This is a genomic window from Endomicrobiales bacterium (assembly GCA_023228045.1).
GTDB lineage: Bacteria > Elusimicrobiota > Endomicrobiia > Endomicrobiales > JALOBY01 > JALOBY01.
Genome location: JALOBY010000001.1, coordinates 97,156 through 112,168, shown reverse-complemented (window position 1 = coordinate 112,168; position 15,013 = coordinate 97,156). Strand labels below are relative to the sequence as shown.

The following is a 15,013-nucleotide window of genomic DNA, read 5'->3' as shown; positions in this document are numbered from 1 at the left end:
TTTTTTTGCATTCATGCTCCTTTATTGAACCGTTTCAATAAAAGAGTATCAAATGTTTTTACTTGTCGTCTATATTTAAGACTTTATCCCTTGTTTTTAGCAACACTTTTTGAGTATTATGCCCATTTTGCGGACATTAGAACAAGTGAAAGGGTCTTAAATTGGCCAAAAGTAAATAACATATTTGGGTGCATCCTTGTGGTCTACAAGAATGTGCTCAAAGGATAATAAATGGGTAAGAAAAATAAAACAATAATTCAAAAACCAACTATAGCTGAAAACAAAAATTTCAGAGTGCCAGTTTTAATTATTATAACGGCATTAGTTGTATGGGCATGGTTTCTCTTAAGTGCTTATTTTAAAACTGCAAATATACCTGCATCTGTTGTTAATTACTATTTTGACCTTTCAAAGTTCACCCAGCCATTTGGCCCAGAAAATATAATTGTACTATTGCAAAATGCGTGGAATCTTCTATCGGCTATTTTTATTGTTTTTGCGGCATATGCTATTGGAAAACATATATTTAGTGTTTTTAAAATTGCTGTCACTTCGCTTTCAGAAAGAATTATATTTTCTATATCTCTTGGTCTTGGGGCTATTTTCTTTGTAGCTTATTTTTTTGGTGTCTGCGGCTTTTTCTATTCTTGGATATTTATCCCAATGATTTTGTTGTTTAATGTTTTTGGTTTGCTTGATATTTTATTATCTAAAAATAAAGAAGCATTCCAAACCTCACCTGCCCTTGGTTTTGAAAAAATACTTTTGTTGCCAATACTCGCTTTTGCCGTGGTTGTGCTTATTGGTTCTTTTGCTCCAGAAACATTTTACGATTCATTAATTGTGCATATAGGTAAACCAAATTTCTGGTTGCAAAATCACAAAATAATGCCCGATGAAACTATAGTTACATCCTGTTTCTTTCCTGGAAATGTAAATATTTTGTATTCATTTGGTTTAATGTTTGGAGACGAACGCTCATGTAAGGTTTTGCATTATTTATTTTCAATATTAACAGCCATGGTTATTTATGTTGCTGGTAAAAAGTTTTTTACAAAAAGTGCTGGTTTTGTAGGTGCGGCGATATTTCTAACAATTCCATACACAGGTATTATTTCATTTCGTTCTGGCATGGAAATGCCCATTGCTTTTTTTGAAACACTTGGTTTTTTTGCTCTTTTTAGCTTTTTAAAAGATCCACAAAATCGCAAATGGCTTATTTTATGTGCAATTAACTATGGTATTGCGTTTGGTATGAAGCATACCTCACTTTTTGCAGCAGCAGCTGCAATGCTTGTGCTTGTGGCAGATGCTATATTTGAAAAAAGGGGTTTAGTTAATTTAGTAAAATCTTTAGGCATTTTTTGGGGAGTGTTCTTTGCTGTTTATATGCCATGGATGTTATACAGTTATGTTCATACAGGTAACCCAATACACCCATGGTTAACAAAATATTTAGGAGGGCCAGCTTCATCGCCATCTAGGGCAATTGATTCTGTAACGATTGGGATAGATCTTTTTGGCCCTAAAAAAATACTAAAATCATTTTTAAATGTTTTTACTGGTCCTTGGGCAATAACTATGGGGAAATTTGAAGAGGCATATCCTGGTCCGCTTTTGCTGTTGCTTTTACCACTGGCATTATTTATAAAAAGCAATTTCAAGCATACATACAAGATTTTTATATATATTGCATTTTACTGGCTTGTTTGGGGTGTAACAACAAATATGTATTTTAGGTATTTTATGACGGCAGTTCCTGTTATTTGTTTATTGTGCGGAGCTTATGTTGCTTTAATATCTAAAAATAAATATGTCAAAGTATTGCTTTTTACACTTCTTGTGTTGTTGATGTTTAAAAATCTTTTCCTTGTTATGAACATTCAAAAATTTTCAAACAACTGTCTTGCGGTATCTCTGGGCTATCAAACGAAGGCCGATTATTTAAATAAAATGCGGCCAAGTTACCCAACACCATATTACGCAATGGCGCAATGGATAAACCAGCATACTCCAAAAGATTCTACTGTCGCAATCATGGGTGAGCAAAGAATATTTTATATAGAACGCAGGGTAATTATGAGTGACCTTCAAAGGAATTACCCATTAATAAGTTGGCTTAGCGAAAGTAAAAATGAGGATGATTATTACGCAAAACTTAAAAATAAAAATATAAATATAAATTATATTTTATTAAGTGTGCCGGAGTCGGTGCGGCTTACATCTTTTGACTTGGCTAATTTTGAACCAGCTGAACTTGAAATGTTCTCAAAGTTTTGGAATAAATATGTGCGTGAAGTGGCTATGTTTTGCCCTGATTTTGAAAACTTGCAACAAGGAGTATTTTCAATTAAAAACGATGTGCCACAATACTGGGCGCAATATTCTGCAAACCCATTTAACTATGTTTATGTTTATGAAATAATGTCCAAAGAAGAAGCGCTGAAGCCTCATCAAGCCCCGCCTAATTTTTTCCTTGCAAAGAACTTCTATAAACAAGACCGCTGGGAAAAGCTCTCCAAAACCGTAGAACGTTTAATTTCTGAGTCGAAATAATACCCACTTGACAAAAATAATGGTCAGTGTTATAATATTGGCACTTCAAACAAGGGAGTGCTAAATCAGTTATGCGTCAAATAGCTCCAAAAACTTTAGAGGATAGAAAAAGAAAGGTCTTGCAAGCCGTAATTCACCAGTATATTAAAACTGCAAAACCTGTCGGTTCAAAAGTACTTATAGAAGAACATGGTTTTGACCTCTCACCTGCAACAATAAGAAATATAATGGCTGACCTTGAAAATGCAGGTTATCTTAGCCACCCGCATACTTCCGCAGGGCGTATTCCAACAGATAAAGGTTATCGATTGTATGTTGACTCGCTCTTTGAGCTCCAAAAACTTGTAATTTCTGAAAAAGAACGAATAACAAAAGGGTACCACGGCAAGGTTAAAGAGTTACAAGATGTGCTTATGCAAACATCTCATGTGCTTTCAGGGCTTTCTAAGTATTATGGTTTTGTACTTGCGCCAAAAAATGAAGTTAACTGTTTAAAGCATATAGAGTTAATACCTATTTCAGATTCACAATTGCTTGCTATAATGGTAACTGACACAGGTATTGTTAAGCACCACATTGTTAACTCGATTGTTAACCGTGAAAAGATTGCATATGTAAATAAACTACTTAATAAGAAAATGTGCGGCATGAGTATGGCCGAAGCAAAAAAGAATATTGCATATAAAATAGCAGAGGCCGAGCAGGAACATAAAGAAGTTTTAATGCTTGCAAAAAACATAGGAAAGGACATCTTTGATCTTGATGAGGAATTATATATTGATGGTGCTTTAAATATTTTATCTCTTCCAGAGTTTAGAGATTATGAGCCAATGCGATGTTTGTTAAAAATAGGTGATGAAAAGAAAATTTTATCGCAAGCGGTTGGGAAAGATTTTCTTAAAGATGGTGTAAATGTGCTCATTGGTGCAGAAACTGAGTGCAAGGAGTTGGCAAACTTTAGTGTGATAAGCGCTGTTTATAAAGATGGAGAAAAACCACTTGGTGTTTTAGGTATAGTTGGTCCAAAAAGAATGGAATACGCTAAGATGATGTCTATAGTTGGCACGGTAACAGAGATTGTAAATAAAATGCTAGGTAAGATGGGAGAGTAAATTGGAAAAACAAAAAGATAATTCAACTTGTGATTGTAACGATAATTCTGACGATAATAGTCCCTGTATAGATAATCAAAAAGAGGTTTTAAATACCGCCAGAGAAGAAAAAGTGGGTGAGTTGGAAATATTGAGCCAGGCATTAGGTGAAGAAAAGAAAAAAAATAACGAACTAAGTGATCAGTTATTGCGCTTAAAGGCAGAGTTTGAAAATTTTAGGAAAAGAAATGAAAAAGAAAAGCATGCACTTATTGCCTGGGGCAAAGAAGATATTCTTCTTAAACAACTCGACCTGTTATTTGTAATTGAGCAGGCTTGTAAAAGTGTTGATGGAGCTAGTGATTTAGAAAGTATAAAAACAGGATTAAAACTTATACATAGCGAGTTTCAAAGAATGCTAAAAGCAGAGGGCGTAAGAATAATTGATGCATTAGGCAGGCAGTTTGATTTAAATTTGCATGATGCTGTTGAACAAATTGAAGATAATAAAGCAAAAGATGGGAGTATTATTGAGGTTTTGCAAGATGGTTACAAAATTGGCGAAAAAGTAATTAAACACGCAAGAGTTAAAGTTGCTAAAAATAATAAAAAAATAGAAGGGGGAGAATTAAATGGCTAAAATTATTGGTATTGACTTAGGTACATCAAATTCGGCAGCCGCCGTAATGGAAGGTGGTAAAGCGACAATTGTTCCTTCAGCTGAAGGAACAACTCTTGGCGGTAAAGCATTCCCGTCGTATGTAGCATTTACAAAAGATGGCCAGCTTTTAATTGGCGAGCCGGCAAGAAGGCAGGCTGTAACAAACCCAGAAGGTACAATTACCGCGTTTAAAAGAAAAATGGGTACCGATTTTAAGTACTCAATACACGGCAAAGAATACACACCACAACAGCTTTCAGGATTTATTTTGCAAAAAATTAAAAGAGATGCCGAGGCGTTTTTGGGTGAAACAGTTACAAAAGCTGTTATAACTGTGCCTGCCTACTTTAATGACAATCAGCGACAGGCGACAAAAGATGCAGGTTCCATTGCCGGTCTTGAAGTTGTGCGTCTTGTTAATGAGCCAACAGCGGCATCGCTTGCTTATGGCATTGATAAGGGCGGCAAAGAGCAGAAAATATTGGTATTTGACTTAGGTGGTGGTACCCTTGATGTAACAATTATGGAAATGGGTGCTGAAGGCACATTTGAAGTGCTTTCAACTTCAGGTGATACACAGCTTGGTGGTACCGATATGGACAATGCACTTATTGACTATATTGCTGAGCAGTTCAAAAAAGAAAATGGGATTGATTTAAGAAAAGACAAAATGGCAATGCAGCGCTTTAAAGAAGCAGCAGAGAAAGCAAAAATTGAGCTTTCCAATGTGCTTGAAACTGATATAAACCTGCCGTTTATTACTGCCGATGCTTCAGGGCCAAAACACTTAGCTATGAAGTTCTCTCGTGCAACGCTTGAAAACATAGTAAGGCCGATTGTGCAAAGGTGTAAAACATCTGTAGATCAGGCGCTTGGTGATTCAAAACTTGCACTTTCTGCAATTGAAAAAATAATTCTTGTCGGCGGACCAACCAGAATGCCAATTGTTCAAAAATTTGTTGAAGATTATGTTGGCAAAAAAGTAGAAAGAGGAATAGACCCAATGGAGTGCGTGGCGCACGGTGCGGCTATACAGGCAGCAGTGCTAACTGGCGAAGTAAAAGATATTCTCCTATTAGATGTTACTCCACTTACACTTGGCCTTGAAACACTTGGTGGTGTAAGAACAGCCATAATTGAAAGGAATACAACCTTGCCTGTTAAGCGCTCTCAGGTATTTTCCACTGCGGCCGACAATCAGCCATCGGTAGAAGTTCATGTGTTGCAGGGTGAACGCCCAATGGCAAAAGACAACGTTTCCCTTGGCAAATTTATGCTTGATGGTATTCCTCCAGCTCCAAGAGGTGTGCCACAAATAGAGGTTACTTTTGATATTGATGCAAACGGTATATTACATGTATTGGCAAAAGATAAAGGCACAGGAAAAGAACAATCAATTAAAATTTCTGCGCCAAATAAACTTTCAAAAGATGAGGTTGAAAAGTTTGTAAAGCAAGCCGAGCAATTTGCCGCTGACGATGTTAAGCAAAAAGAAGTTGTTGAGGTGAAAAATGAAACCGACAATTTGGTTTACGCAACAGAAAAAGCTTTAAAAGAAAACGGCGATAAAATTTCATCTGATGAAAGATTAAATATTGAAAGAGCTCTAAGCGAAGCAAAGGAAGCACTAAAAGGTAGCGATGTTGAGTTACTCAAAAGAACAAAAGATACTTTAACAGCTGCATCACATAAACTTGCTGAGGCAGTTTACAAACAAGCACAGCAATCTCAACAGGGCGCTCAGGCGGGTTCTGCGGATCAAAACGCACAGGAACAAGCTCAAGGGCAAAACACATCAAATGAAAAAGTTGTTGACGCAGAAGTTGTAGATGAAGAGAAAAAATAAAAAACCTGAGGGGTATTCCAGTTGTTTCTAATTGGAATGCCCTTCAGTTTATAGTTAGCTCACAAATAATAAAATAAAGGCATTTGATCAAAATGAAACACGACTACTACGAAATTCTTGGAGTACAAAAAGCCGCCTCAATTGAAGAAATAAAGGCGGCATATCGTAAACTTGCTATAAAATATCATCCCGATAAAAATCCTGGCGATAAATCTGCTGAAAATAAGTTTAAAGAAATAAACGAGGCCTATGAAGTACTTTCAAGTTCGGAAAAACGCGCACAGTATGACCAGTTTGGCCCAGATGCATTTAATGCCAATCAGGGGCAAGGGGCACAAGGGCAGGGTTTTGGAGACTATGGCGATTTTTCTTCTGTGGGTGATATATTTGGCGATATGTTTGGTGACATCTTTGGTGGTGCCAATAGAGGCGGCGGACAAAGAAGGTCTCGTGGTACAAGGCGCGGTGCAGATTTAAGGTATGAACTTGAATTAACACTTGAAGATGCTGTAAAAGGCAGAGAGATACCAATAAGTATTCCTCGTCGTGAGGTTTGTTCAACTTGTTCTGGTTCTGGGGCAAGGCAGGGTACTTCTGCAAAAACATGTACGCAGTGCAAGGGCTCAGGTCAGGTACGTTATTCTCAAGGGTTTTTCTCATTTAGTCAGGCATGTCCAAAATGTAAGGGCTCTGGTAGCATAATAGAAAACCCATGCCCATCTTGCGGCGGTGCAGGTACAACGCGTTCAACAAGTAAAATAACTGTTCGCATTCCTACAGGTGTTGATGATGGCACGTCTTTGCGTGTTACTGGGGCTGGTAATTTTCCTGAAGGTGGTGGCACAGCAGGTGATTTGTTTGTTGTTGTGCGCATAAAACAGCATCCAAATTTTCAAAGGCATGAAGATGATTTATTAACAAGCTTAAATATAAGTTACACACAGGCAGTATTTGGCGCGGAATTAGATGTAAAAACAGTTGAAGGCAGTGTTAAAATAAAAATTCCATCAAGCACTCAGCCAGGTACAACGATGCGCATAAGGGGAGAGGGTGTACCTCATTTGGGCAGAAAGGGGCGTGGAGATTTACTTGTAAAAATAATGCTTAGCGTGCCAAAAACATTAACTGATAAGCAAAAAAATGCATTACATGAACTTGCCCGTTCATTTGGTGAAACCCAAGAGACACAAGGCACAAACCCATTTAAAAAAGTTTTTGGAAGATAATTGCAGCGCACTTAAATTTAGTAATAAGTTGTCATTTTAAATCAAATAATATGCCATTTTACTTCGTAAAGCCAGAAAATATATCCGCAACTAATTTTACTGTTGATGGTTCAGAAGCAGGCCATCTTGCAAGAGTTTTGCGTAAACAAATAGGTGATAAAATACAGGTGTTTGATGGAAGCGGCAAGGTATATAGTGGGAAAATTCAAGAGATCTCCGCAGAAAAAATTACCTGTAAAATTATCTCTTGTGAAAATGCACCTGCAAGAAAAGTTAATTTAAAACTTTATCAGGCAGTGCTAAAAGGCGATAAATTTGACTGGCTTGTTGAAAAAGCAGTTGAGTTAGGTGTTAGCTCAATTTACCCGTTAATTTGTGAAAGATCAATTTTAAAAGATATTGGCACAGCGAAAATTGAACGATGGAAAAGAATAGCACTCTCCGCAGAGAAGCAATCAAAGCAAGCCAACGGTATTGAAGTTTCCGACCCTATTGATTTTGTAAAAGCCATTTCAAATATTAACTCTGGTGTTTTTTCTATTATCCCATGGGAAAGCGAAGAGGGTAATAGTATAGAATTAGTTCTTGCTAATATTGAACACTCCTCTCCGGTTAGTATAAATGTTTTTATAGGGCCGGAAGGCGGATTTACTCACAAAGAAATTGACATTGCAAAAAGCTTTGGTATAACTCCTGTTACACTTGGTAAAAACATCCTTCGCTCGGAAACTGCAGGACTTCTCACCTCAACTTTAGTATTAAACCACTTTGGTGCCTATAATGGGAAATAATAAAAAAGTATTTATTCGTGCTTATGGTTGCAAACTAAGCCAGTACGAAGCTCAGCAGATAAGAGAATTTCTAACAGCTGATGGCTATAATTTGGTGCAAAATATTAATCAGGCAAATATTCTTGTTATAAGTTCCTGTACTGTAACAATTGCGGCCGACAATGAGTGTCTGCGTTTAATTAACAAAACATTTAAAGAAAACCCAAATATAGAAATTTATTTAGCCGGTTGTTATGCGAAAAAAGCAAAAGAAAATCATAATTTCCCAAAAGAAGTTAAACTATTTGATGAATATTTTCCACAAATAAAAGAGCTTAATAAAAACATAACTTCATTTGATGGCCACACCCGCGCATTTATTAAAGTGCAAGACGGATGCGACAACTTTTGCACTTACTGCATTGTGCCTTTTGTACGTTCAAAATTGACAAGCAAACCAATTGAAAGTGTGCTTAGTGAGGTTTCGGATTTGGTAAAAAATGGCTATCCCGAAATTGTGTTATCAGGCGTGCGCCTTGGTAAGTACGCGGGAGGCCTTGAAAAACTTTTAAATGCTTTATCAAAACTTCCAGGCAATTTCTTAGTGCGTCTTTCGTCTCTTGAGGTAACAGATGTGAGCCCTCAGTTGCTAAATATAATTGCAAAAAATACTAATAGGTTTTGCCAGCATTTTCATCTGCCTTTGCAATCGGGCTCAGATACAATCTTAAAAAGAATGAACAGGCGCTATAATTCAAAAGAGTTTATCAATAAAATTGTTGAAATAAGAGCTCAATTGTCAGATGTTAGTATAACAAGCGATGTAATTGTTGGTTTTCCAGGTGAAACGCAAGAAAATTTTGAGCAAACGCTAAATGTTGTTAACAATGTCGCATTCTCACGATTACATGTTTTTACATATTCAAAGCGGCCAGGCACAGCTGCTACAAGTTTTTCTAATAGTGTTCCTGTTGAAGTTGCTAAAAAGCGCTATGTGAAGTTAAAGGAAGTAGGAAAAACACTAAGTGAGTTGTACTGGCAAGGGTTTGTTGGCAAAGTATTGCCTGCTGTTTTTGAAGAAGATAATTACTTTTTAACAACTAATTACATAAAAGCGTTAAATATCGGCCCTGTTGTGCAAGGAAAAGGCCCATTTAATGTGCTTATAGGTGAGCAAAACGGTATTGTGGTTGCAAGTTGTTTAGCGGTTTAACAGCAGAAATAGCTTAAATTATTGCTTGTTTTGTAAAATACCACTTGCTATTAACAGCCAACTTCTGTTATAATACAAAAGCTCAAATGGATTGCCTATTCTGCAAAATTATTGCAAGGCATATTCCGTCTTCTATTGTTTACGAAGACGGTTTTGTTTTTGCGTTTAGAGATACAAAGCCGGAAGCTCCGGTTCATGTAGTTATTGTACCTAAAAAACATATTGTGAGTTTGGACAAACTTGAAGAGTCCGACTCGGAAATTATGGGAAAAGTGGTTTTTGCCGCGTCAAAAATTGCACAACAAGAAAATATCGCAAAAGATGGTTATCGCCTGGTTGCAAATTGTGGCGGCAATGCAGGGCAGAGTGTGTGGCATATTCACTTTCATTTGCTTGGCGGTAGAAAGTTTTCTTGGCCTGCTGGATAATAATTTAAATAAACTGTAAAAAAAGGTGGTGTTTCTAGGATGGTTAATGTACGGGTTCGTGAAGGCGAATCAATTGAAGAAGCCATTAGAAGGTTTAAGCGCGAATGTGAAAGAAATGGCATAATGCAAGAGATTAAAAAAAGAGAGTTTTATAAAGCTCCAAGCGTTGTGCGCAAAGAAAAGCAGGCAGAAGCAAAGCGCAAAATGCGCCGCAGAATGTTAAAAGAGAATAGATGGGCAAAATAAGAGATTCTATAAATGAAATTTAAAGAGCTTTTTGAATTCATTATTTCTCAAGGCATAACGCAGGACCCACGCGGTCCAAAAGCCGTAAGAGAACTTCTTGTTGATAATGCGGAGAAATACGCGAAACTTTCCGGCAAAGAAAAAGGGCGCTTTGATACAGATAAGCTCACAAATCCATACGCCGATTCAAGAATATTAAACGGAAGTGGAAACGAAGAGGTTAAAACAATACTCTTTGGTATAGATATTGAGACATCTGAAATGCTGCTTGCCAATACCCTAAATGCCGCTGGTAGGAAAATTGACCTTGTAATTACGCATCATCCTGAAGGTAAAGCCTATGCAACTTTTTCTCAGGTTATTGGTATGCAAGCGGATATTTTAAATAAGTTTGGCGTCCCTCTAAATGTTTCTGAGTCTCTTACAAGCACTCGTGAAAAAGAAGTTGCAAGGCGCGTGTTATCTGCAAACCATACAAGAGCTGTTGATGCAGCTTTGCTTTTGGGCATTCCTTTTATGTCTGCCCATACCGTTGCCGATAATCATGTGGTATCTTACTTACAGAAGCTCTTTGATGAAAGCAAACCTAAAAATCTTGATGCGGTTGTTGATTTACTTTTGGATATTTCAGAGTACAAATATGCCGATTCAATTGGTGCTGGCCCAATAATTATAAATGGTTTGCCGGAAAATCGCACCGGTAAAATATTTGTAGATATGACTGGTGGCACAGAAGGTTCAAAAGACCTAATTGAAAAGCTTTCGCAAGCCGGCGTAGGCACAATGGTGTGCATGCATATGAGTGAAGATCATTATAAGAATGCCCAAAAACATCATATAAATGTGGTGATAGCAGGTCATATCTCTTCTGATAATCTTGGAATTAATTTAATGCTTGACGCTGTTGAAAAAAAATTCGGTAAAATTGAAACTGTGGAATGCTCGGGTTTTAAAAGGTTCCGCCGTAGTTAACCTAGACTTTGTAATAGGTTTGAGAACCGAGACGAAAGAGATGGAGGCATTTTTGACGCAAAAATTGCAGATAATGGTAATTCCATTAGCAAGAGTTTTGCGGATAAAAATGTCCCATATCTTGCGACGAATTCCAAATCCTATTGCAAAATCTAGGTTTAATTGCTGAAACACTTATGGCAATCCCAAATGAAATTATTGAAAGAATTCGCACATCCCTTGATATTGTTGATGTCGTGCGCGAATATCTTCCTTCCATAAAAAAAGCCGGTAGAAATTGGAAGGGACTATGCCCTTTTCACAAAGAGAAATCCCCATCGTTTATAGTAAGTCCGGATAAGGGTATTTACACCTGTTTTGGATGCAGAGAAAGTGGCGATGTTTTCACATTTGTAATGCACATGGATAAAATTCCATGGCATGAGGCAGTAAAAAAACTTGCGTCAAAAGCAAATGTAACAATAGAAGAAACGAACGAGCGCAATTTCCCAAAAGCATCGCAAAGGCAGAAATTACTAGGTATTTTGGAGCAGGCAGCAAATTTTTACAATAGGTATCTTTTGGAATCACAGGATGGGGAAAAAGCTAGAGAGTATTTGAAAAGCAGAGGTATAAAAAAAGCCACAATAGAAAAGTTTAAGCTTGGTTTTGCTCCAAAAAATCAGCTTCAAATACAAGCAAAGAAAAAAGGCTATACTCAAGAAGATCTTGTAGCATGTGGCATAACAGTAAAAACAGAACGTGGCACATACTTTGAGTATATGTCAGGCAGAGTGGTTTTCCCGATATTAAACTCTCAGGGTAAAGTGGTTGCTTTCGGCGGCAGAATTTTAGATGCTGGTCAGCCTAAATATCTTAATACTCCGGAAACGCAGCTTTACTCAAAATCTGAACAGTTATATGGTCTTTATCAGGCACTTAGTGATTTAAGGCAAAACTTAAATCCAATTGTGCTCGAAGGATATATGGATGTTGTTTTAACACACCAAGAGGGTTGCGCAAGAACTGTGGCATCGCTTGGCACTGCTTTTACTTCGCAGCAGGCAAGAATTTTAAAAAGGTATTCTGACAAAGCAACACTGCTTTTTGACTCCGATAATGCTGGTTTACAGGCGGCATTGCGTGGCATAACTCCTTTAATAGAAAATGAAGTTGCATGTTCGGTAGTTTTTATGCCAGAAGGTAAAGACCCCGATGAGTTTATTTTGCAACATGGGCTGGCAAAATTTGAGGCCATACTTAAAGAAGCTCTTGATGCCTCTGAGTTTGTTGTGCAAGAGAGCATAAAAAAATATGGCATAAATACCCCAGATGAAAAAGCAAAGGTTGTATCAGAAGTTTTGCCATTTGTAGATTTGGTAAAAAACTCTGTAGCAAAATCAGAATGGATAAAGCTTCTCTCGGAAAAAGTTGGTGTCAAAGAAGATTCAATAAATAATGAATTTTTAAAATTTAAAAAGTTTTCAGGTAGCAGGTCAAAAGTTGAAGCAGAAGTTAAACAAGTTACACCGAGTATAATAAGAACAGCTGAGGAAGAACTTTTACAGTTTTTGGTGTTAAATCCTGAATATATTGCAAAGCTTCAATCTGATTTGTTTTTAGACAAAAGGTGCCTGAAGATTTTTGAGCTACTTGGCTCTGGGGCAAAAAGCACGGACATAATTGGCAGTTTAGATGCGCAAGATGTTTCTTGGTTTGCATCCCTGGTTTTGGAACAGAAAGTGTATGATAATCCAAAACAGTTATTAGAAACGCTTTGCAACGATCTTAAAAAAAGAACAGAAAAAGGCACAAGAGATTTGCTTAAGAATGAAGTTGAGTTAATGCTTGGCGGTAAAATTCCAAAAGATGACAAGAAAATTGAATTGTACCTTGCTTTAAATAGAAAATTAAAGGGTTCGGAGAGAACTAATGCAAGATAAGGAAAAACTTTTCAAAGACCTTATTGAGATGGGCAGAGGACAGGGCTATCTCACCTATGACGAAATTAATCATCATCTCCCCGGTAAGGCTGTTTCACCCGAGCAAATTGACAGTTTTTTTGGAACGCTTGAAAACCTTGGCATATCTGTTGTCGAACGCAAAGAAGCCGCGCGCAAAGCAGGTGAGGCGACAGAAGCTGCAATAATAAATGCCGATGAAGATGACGAAACAACAAATCCGGTAAAGATGTATTTAAGTGAAATGGCAAAAGTTCCTCTGCTTGACAGGAAAACGGAGATAGAGCTTGCCCGCAGTGTTTATGACAATGAAAAATTGCTTAAGATGGTTGTGCTGGAATCCCCGTTGATTCTAAAGGAAATTCGCACTTGGGAAAACCTGATAACTCAGCAGGAAATGACAACGAAAGAGCTTATGCCCCGCGGCAGAAAATCTGTTGGCCAGCTAAGCCGTATGCGCCAAAAGATGAAAAAAGCAGTTTCAGGCATAAGCAAAGCAGAAAAAAAAGCCACAAAGCTTAGCGCGCGCCTTGATAAAAAGAAAATATCAGATAAAGAACGTGCAAAGATTGAAAAGTTGCTGAAAGAACAAAAAGATATTATTAGAAATACAATAATAGGTTTAAACCTTAACCAAGACAAAATAAAACGCCTTACAAATAAAATTAAAACCACCGCTCAAAAATTACGTGAGGCTGAAGAAGAAGTTGCAAAAATTGAAAAGAATTTGCGTATGCCATGGGCAAAGTTTAATGCTCTTGTTAAAAGTGCAAAGGCTGGCCGTCTTAAAGAGAGCCAATTTAAAAAACAAACTGGTAGAATTCTTGCAAATTCAATTACACTTGCGGAGACATTTGAAAGTTCTGCTGCCAAAACAGGCCGCCTCATGGAAGGTGTTCCGGTCTCAAGGGAGGAACTCTTAGCGACAGACACACAAATAAGAGATCTCGAGGAAAAAATACATGAAGATAAAACGAAACTTATCAGGGCAAACTTCCGCCTTGTAGTTTCAATAGCAAAAAAACATGTTGGCATAAGTAATTTAGAGCTTTCTGATCTTATTCAAGAGGGTAATCTTGGTCTTTCCAAAGCGGTTGAAAAGTTTGAGTGGAAAAGAGGTTTTAAGTTTTCCACTTACGCAACATGGTGGATTCGTCAGTCAATAAATAGAGCAATTGCAGACCAGTCAAGAACAATAAGAATTCCTGTTCATATGAAGGAGTTAATTTCAAAGCTTACAAAGATAAAAAAGCGTTATTTGCAAGAATCAGGCCGTGAGCCAACCATTGAAGAGTACTCAAAACATTTGCGGCTTTCTACAGATAGAGTTCGTAAGGTTCTAAAAATGATGCAGGAGCCAATCTCTCTTGCAACACCTATTGGTGAAGAAGAAGATTCGCGGCTTGAGGATTTTATTGAGGACCGCAATAGTCCAAGCCCAATGCAAAAAACGAGCGAGTACCGTTTAAGGCTTGAAATTGAGAAAGTATTAAATACATTAACTCCACGCGAAGCTGATATAATTCGCCTGCGTTATGGAATAGGTGTTGGATATCCAAGAACACTTGAAGAGGTAGGTAAAATTTTTGGAGTAACAAGGGAAAGGGTGCGCCAAATAGAGGCAAAGGCAATTAGAAAGTTGCGCCACTCATCAAGAAGTAAGCCACTACGTGAGTATATTGATTAAAAGCACTTGTAATTTCATAGATAAGTTTGTTTTATTTTGAATTGTAAATAAATTTGTAACGCTTGAGTTGATTTTTTTAAAAATTTAGAATAAAATGCCTATCCATAAAATGGGCTCGTAGCTCAGTTGGTTAGAGCAATCGACTCATAATCGATTGGTCGTAGGTTCAAGTCCTACCGAGCCCAGTTTTCTCATCTATTAGTTTACCCTTAAACCCGGATTAAAACAATTCCTTGACCGTTCAGACGCAAACTTTATATAATCCAAAAGGGTATGCGGGTGGTTAGCTCAGTGGAAGAGCGCTCGCCTCACACGCGAGAGGTCGCAGGTTCGAACCCTGCACTACCCATTTTCAACTCGCATTTTGCAATAATAAC

General features: G+C 37.4%; 11 protein-coding genes, 2 tRNA genes and 2 pseudogenes. All 15 read left to right on the top strand.

Annotated features, from left to right (window positions below):
• The first annotated feature begins 231 nt into the window (after positions 1-231).
• The 15 genes and pseudogenes from M0Q46_00600 to M0Q46_00530 all read left to right on the top strand — a co-directional run bounded on the left by M0Q46_00600 (position 232) and on the right by M0Q46_00530 (position 14,985).
• Positions 232-2,556, top strand: coding sequence for a glycosyltransferase family 39 protein (locus M0Q46_00600; protein MCK9582114.1), 2,325 nt, complete (start codon positions 232-234; stop codon positions 2,554-2,556).
• 71 nt (positions 2,557-2,627) lie between these two features.
• On the top strand, positions 2,628-3,668 hold the full coding sequence (gene hrcA, locus M0Q46_00595; protein MCK9582113.1) for a heat-inducible transcriptional repressor HrcA: 1,041 nt from the start codon (positions 2,628-2,630) through the stop codon (positions 3,666-3,668).
• Between the two features lies 1 nt (position 3,669).
• On the top strand, positions 3,670-4,287 hold the full coding sequence (locus M0Q46_00590; GenBank protein ID MCK9582112.1) for a nucleotide exchange factor GrpE: 618 nt from the start codon (positions 3,670-3,672) through the stop codon (positions 4,285-4,287).
• On the top strand, positions 4,280-6,154 hold the full coding sequence (dnaK, locus tag M0Q46_00585; protein ID MCK9582111.1) for a molecular chaperone DnaK: 1,875 nt from the start codon (positions 4,280-4,282) through the stop codon (positions 6,152-6,154). Before M0Q46_00590 ends, dnaK begins: the two co-directional genes overlap by 8 nt.
• A gap of 92 nt (positions 6,155-6,246) precedes the next feature.
• On the top strand, positions 6,247-7,380 hold the full coding sequence (gene dnaJ, locus M0Q46_00580; protein MCK9582110.1) for a molecular chaperone DnaJ: 1,134 nt from the start codon (positions 6,247-6,249) through the stop codon (positions 7,378-7,380).
• Positions 7,381-7,430: 50 nt separating this feature from the next.
• Positions 7,431-8,171, top strand: coding sequence for a 16S rRNA (uracil(1498)-N(3))-methyltransferase (locus tag M0Q46_00575; protein MCK9582109.1), 741 nt, complete (start codon positions 7,431-7,433; stop codon positions 8,169-8,171).
• Positions 8,161-9,363 (top strand): MiaB/RimO family radical SAM methylthiotransferase, encoded by a 1,203-nt coding sequence (locus M0Q46_00570; GenBank protein ID MCK9582108.1) that lies wholly within the window; start codon positions 8,161-8,163, stop codon positions 9,361-9,363. Before M0Q46_00575 ends, M0Q46_00570 begins: the two co-directional genes overlap by 11 nt.
• 86 nt (positions 9,364-9,449) lie before the next feature.
• A complete protein-coding gene (locus tag M0Q46_00565) occupies positions 9,450-9,791 on the top strand; it encodes a histidine triad nucleotide-binding protein (GenBank protein ID MCK9582107.1) in 342 nt (113 codons plus the stop codon).
• A gap of 39 nt (positions 9,792-9,830) precedes the next feature.
• On the top strand, positions 9,831-10,037 hold the full coding sequence (gene rpsU, locus M0Q46_00560) for a 30S ribosomal protein S21 (protein MCK9582106.1): 207 nt from the start codon (positions 9,831-9,833) through the stop codon (positions 10,035-10,037).
• A 12-nt stretch (positions 10,038-10,049) separates the two neighbouring features.
• Positions 10,050-11,009 carry a hypothetical protein gene (locus tag M0Q46_00555; protein ID MCK9582105.1) on the top strand — a complete coding sequence of 320 codons (960 nt, stop codon included), beginning with the start codon at positions 10,050-10,052 and terminating at the stop codon, positions 11,007-11,009.
• 143 nt (positions 11,010-11,152) lie between these two features.
• On the top strand, positions 11,153-12,931 hold the full coding sequence (gene dnaG, locus M0Q46_00550) for a DNA primase (GenBank protein ID MCK9582104.1): 1,779 nt from the start codon (positions 11,153-11,155) through the stop codon (positions 12,929-12,931).
• A 28-nt stretch (positions 12,932-12,959) separates the two neighbouring features.
• A pseudogene (locus M0Q46_00545) lies at positions 12,960-13,214 on the top strand (hypothetical protein).
• Between the two features lie 681 nt (positions 13,215-13,895).
• Positions 13,896-14,636, top strand: a pseudogene (locus M0Q46_00540) (sigma-70 family RNA polymerase sigma factor).
• Between the two features lie 111 nt (positions 14,637-14,747).
• Positions 14,748-14,821 (top strand) — tRNA-Ile (locus tag M0Q46_00535).
• Between the two features lie 92 nt (positions 14,822-14,913).
• Positions 14,914-14,985, top strand: a tRNA-Val gene (locus M0Q46_00530).
• The last annotated feature ends 28 nt before the right edge of the window (positions 14,986-15,013 follow it).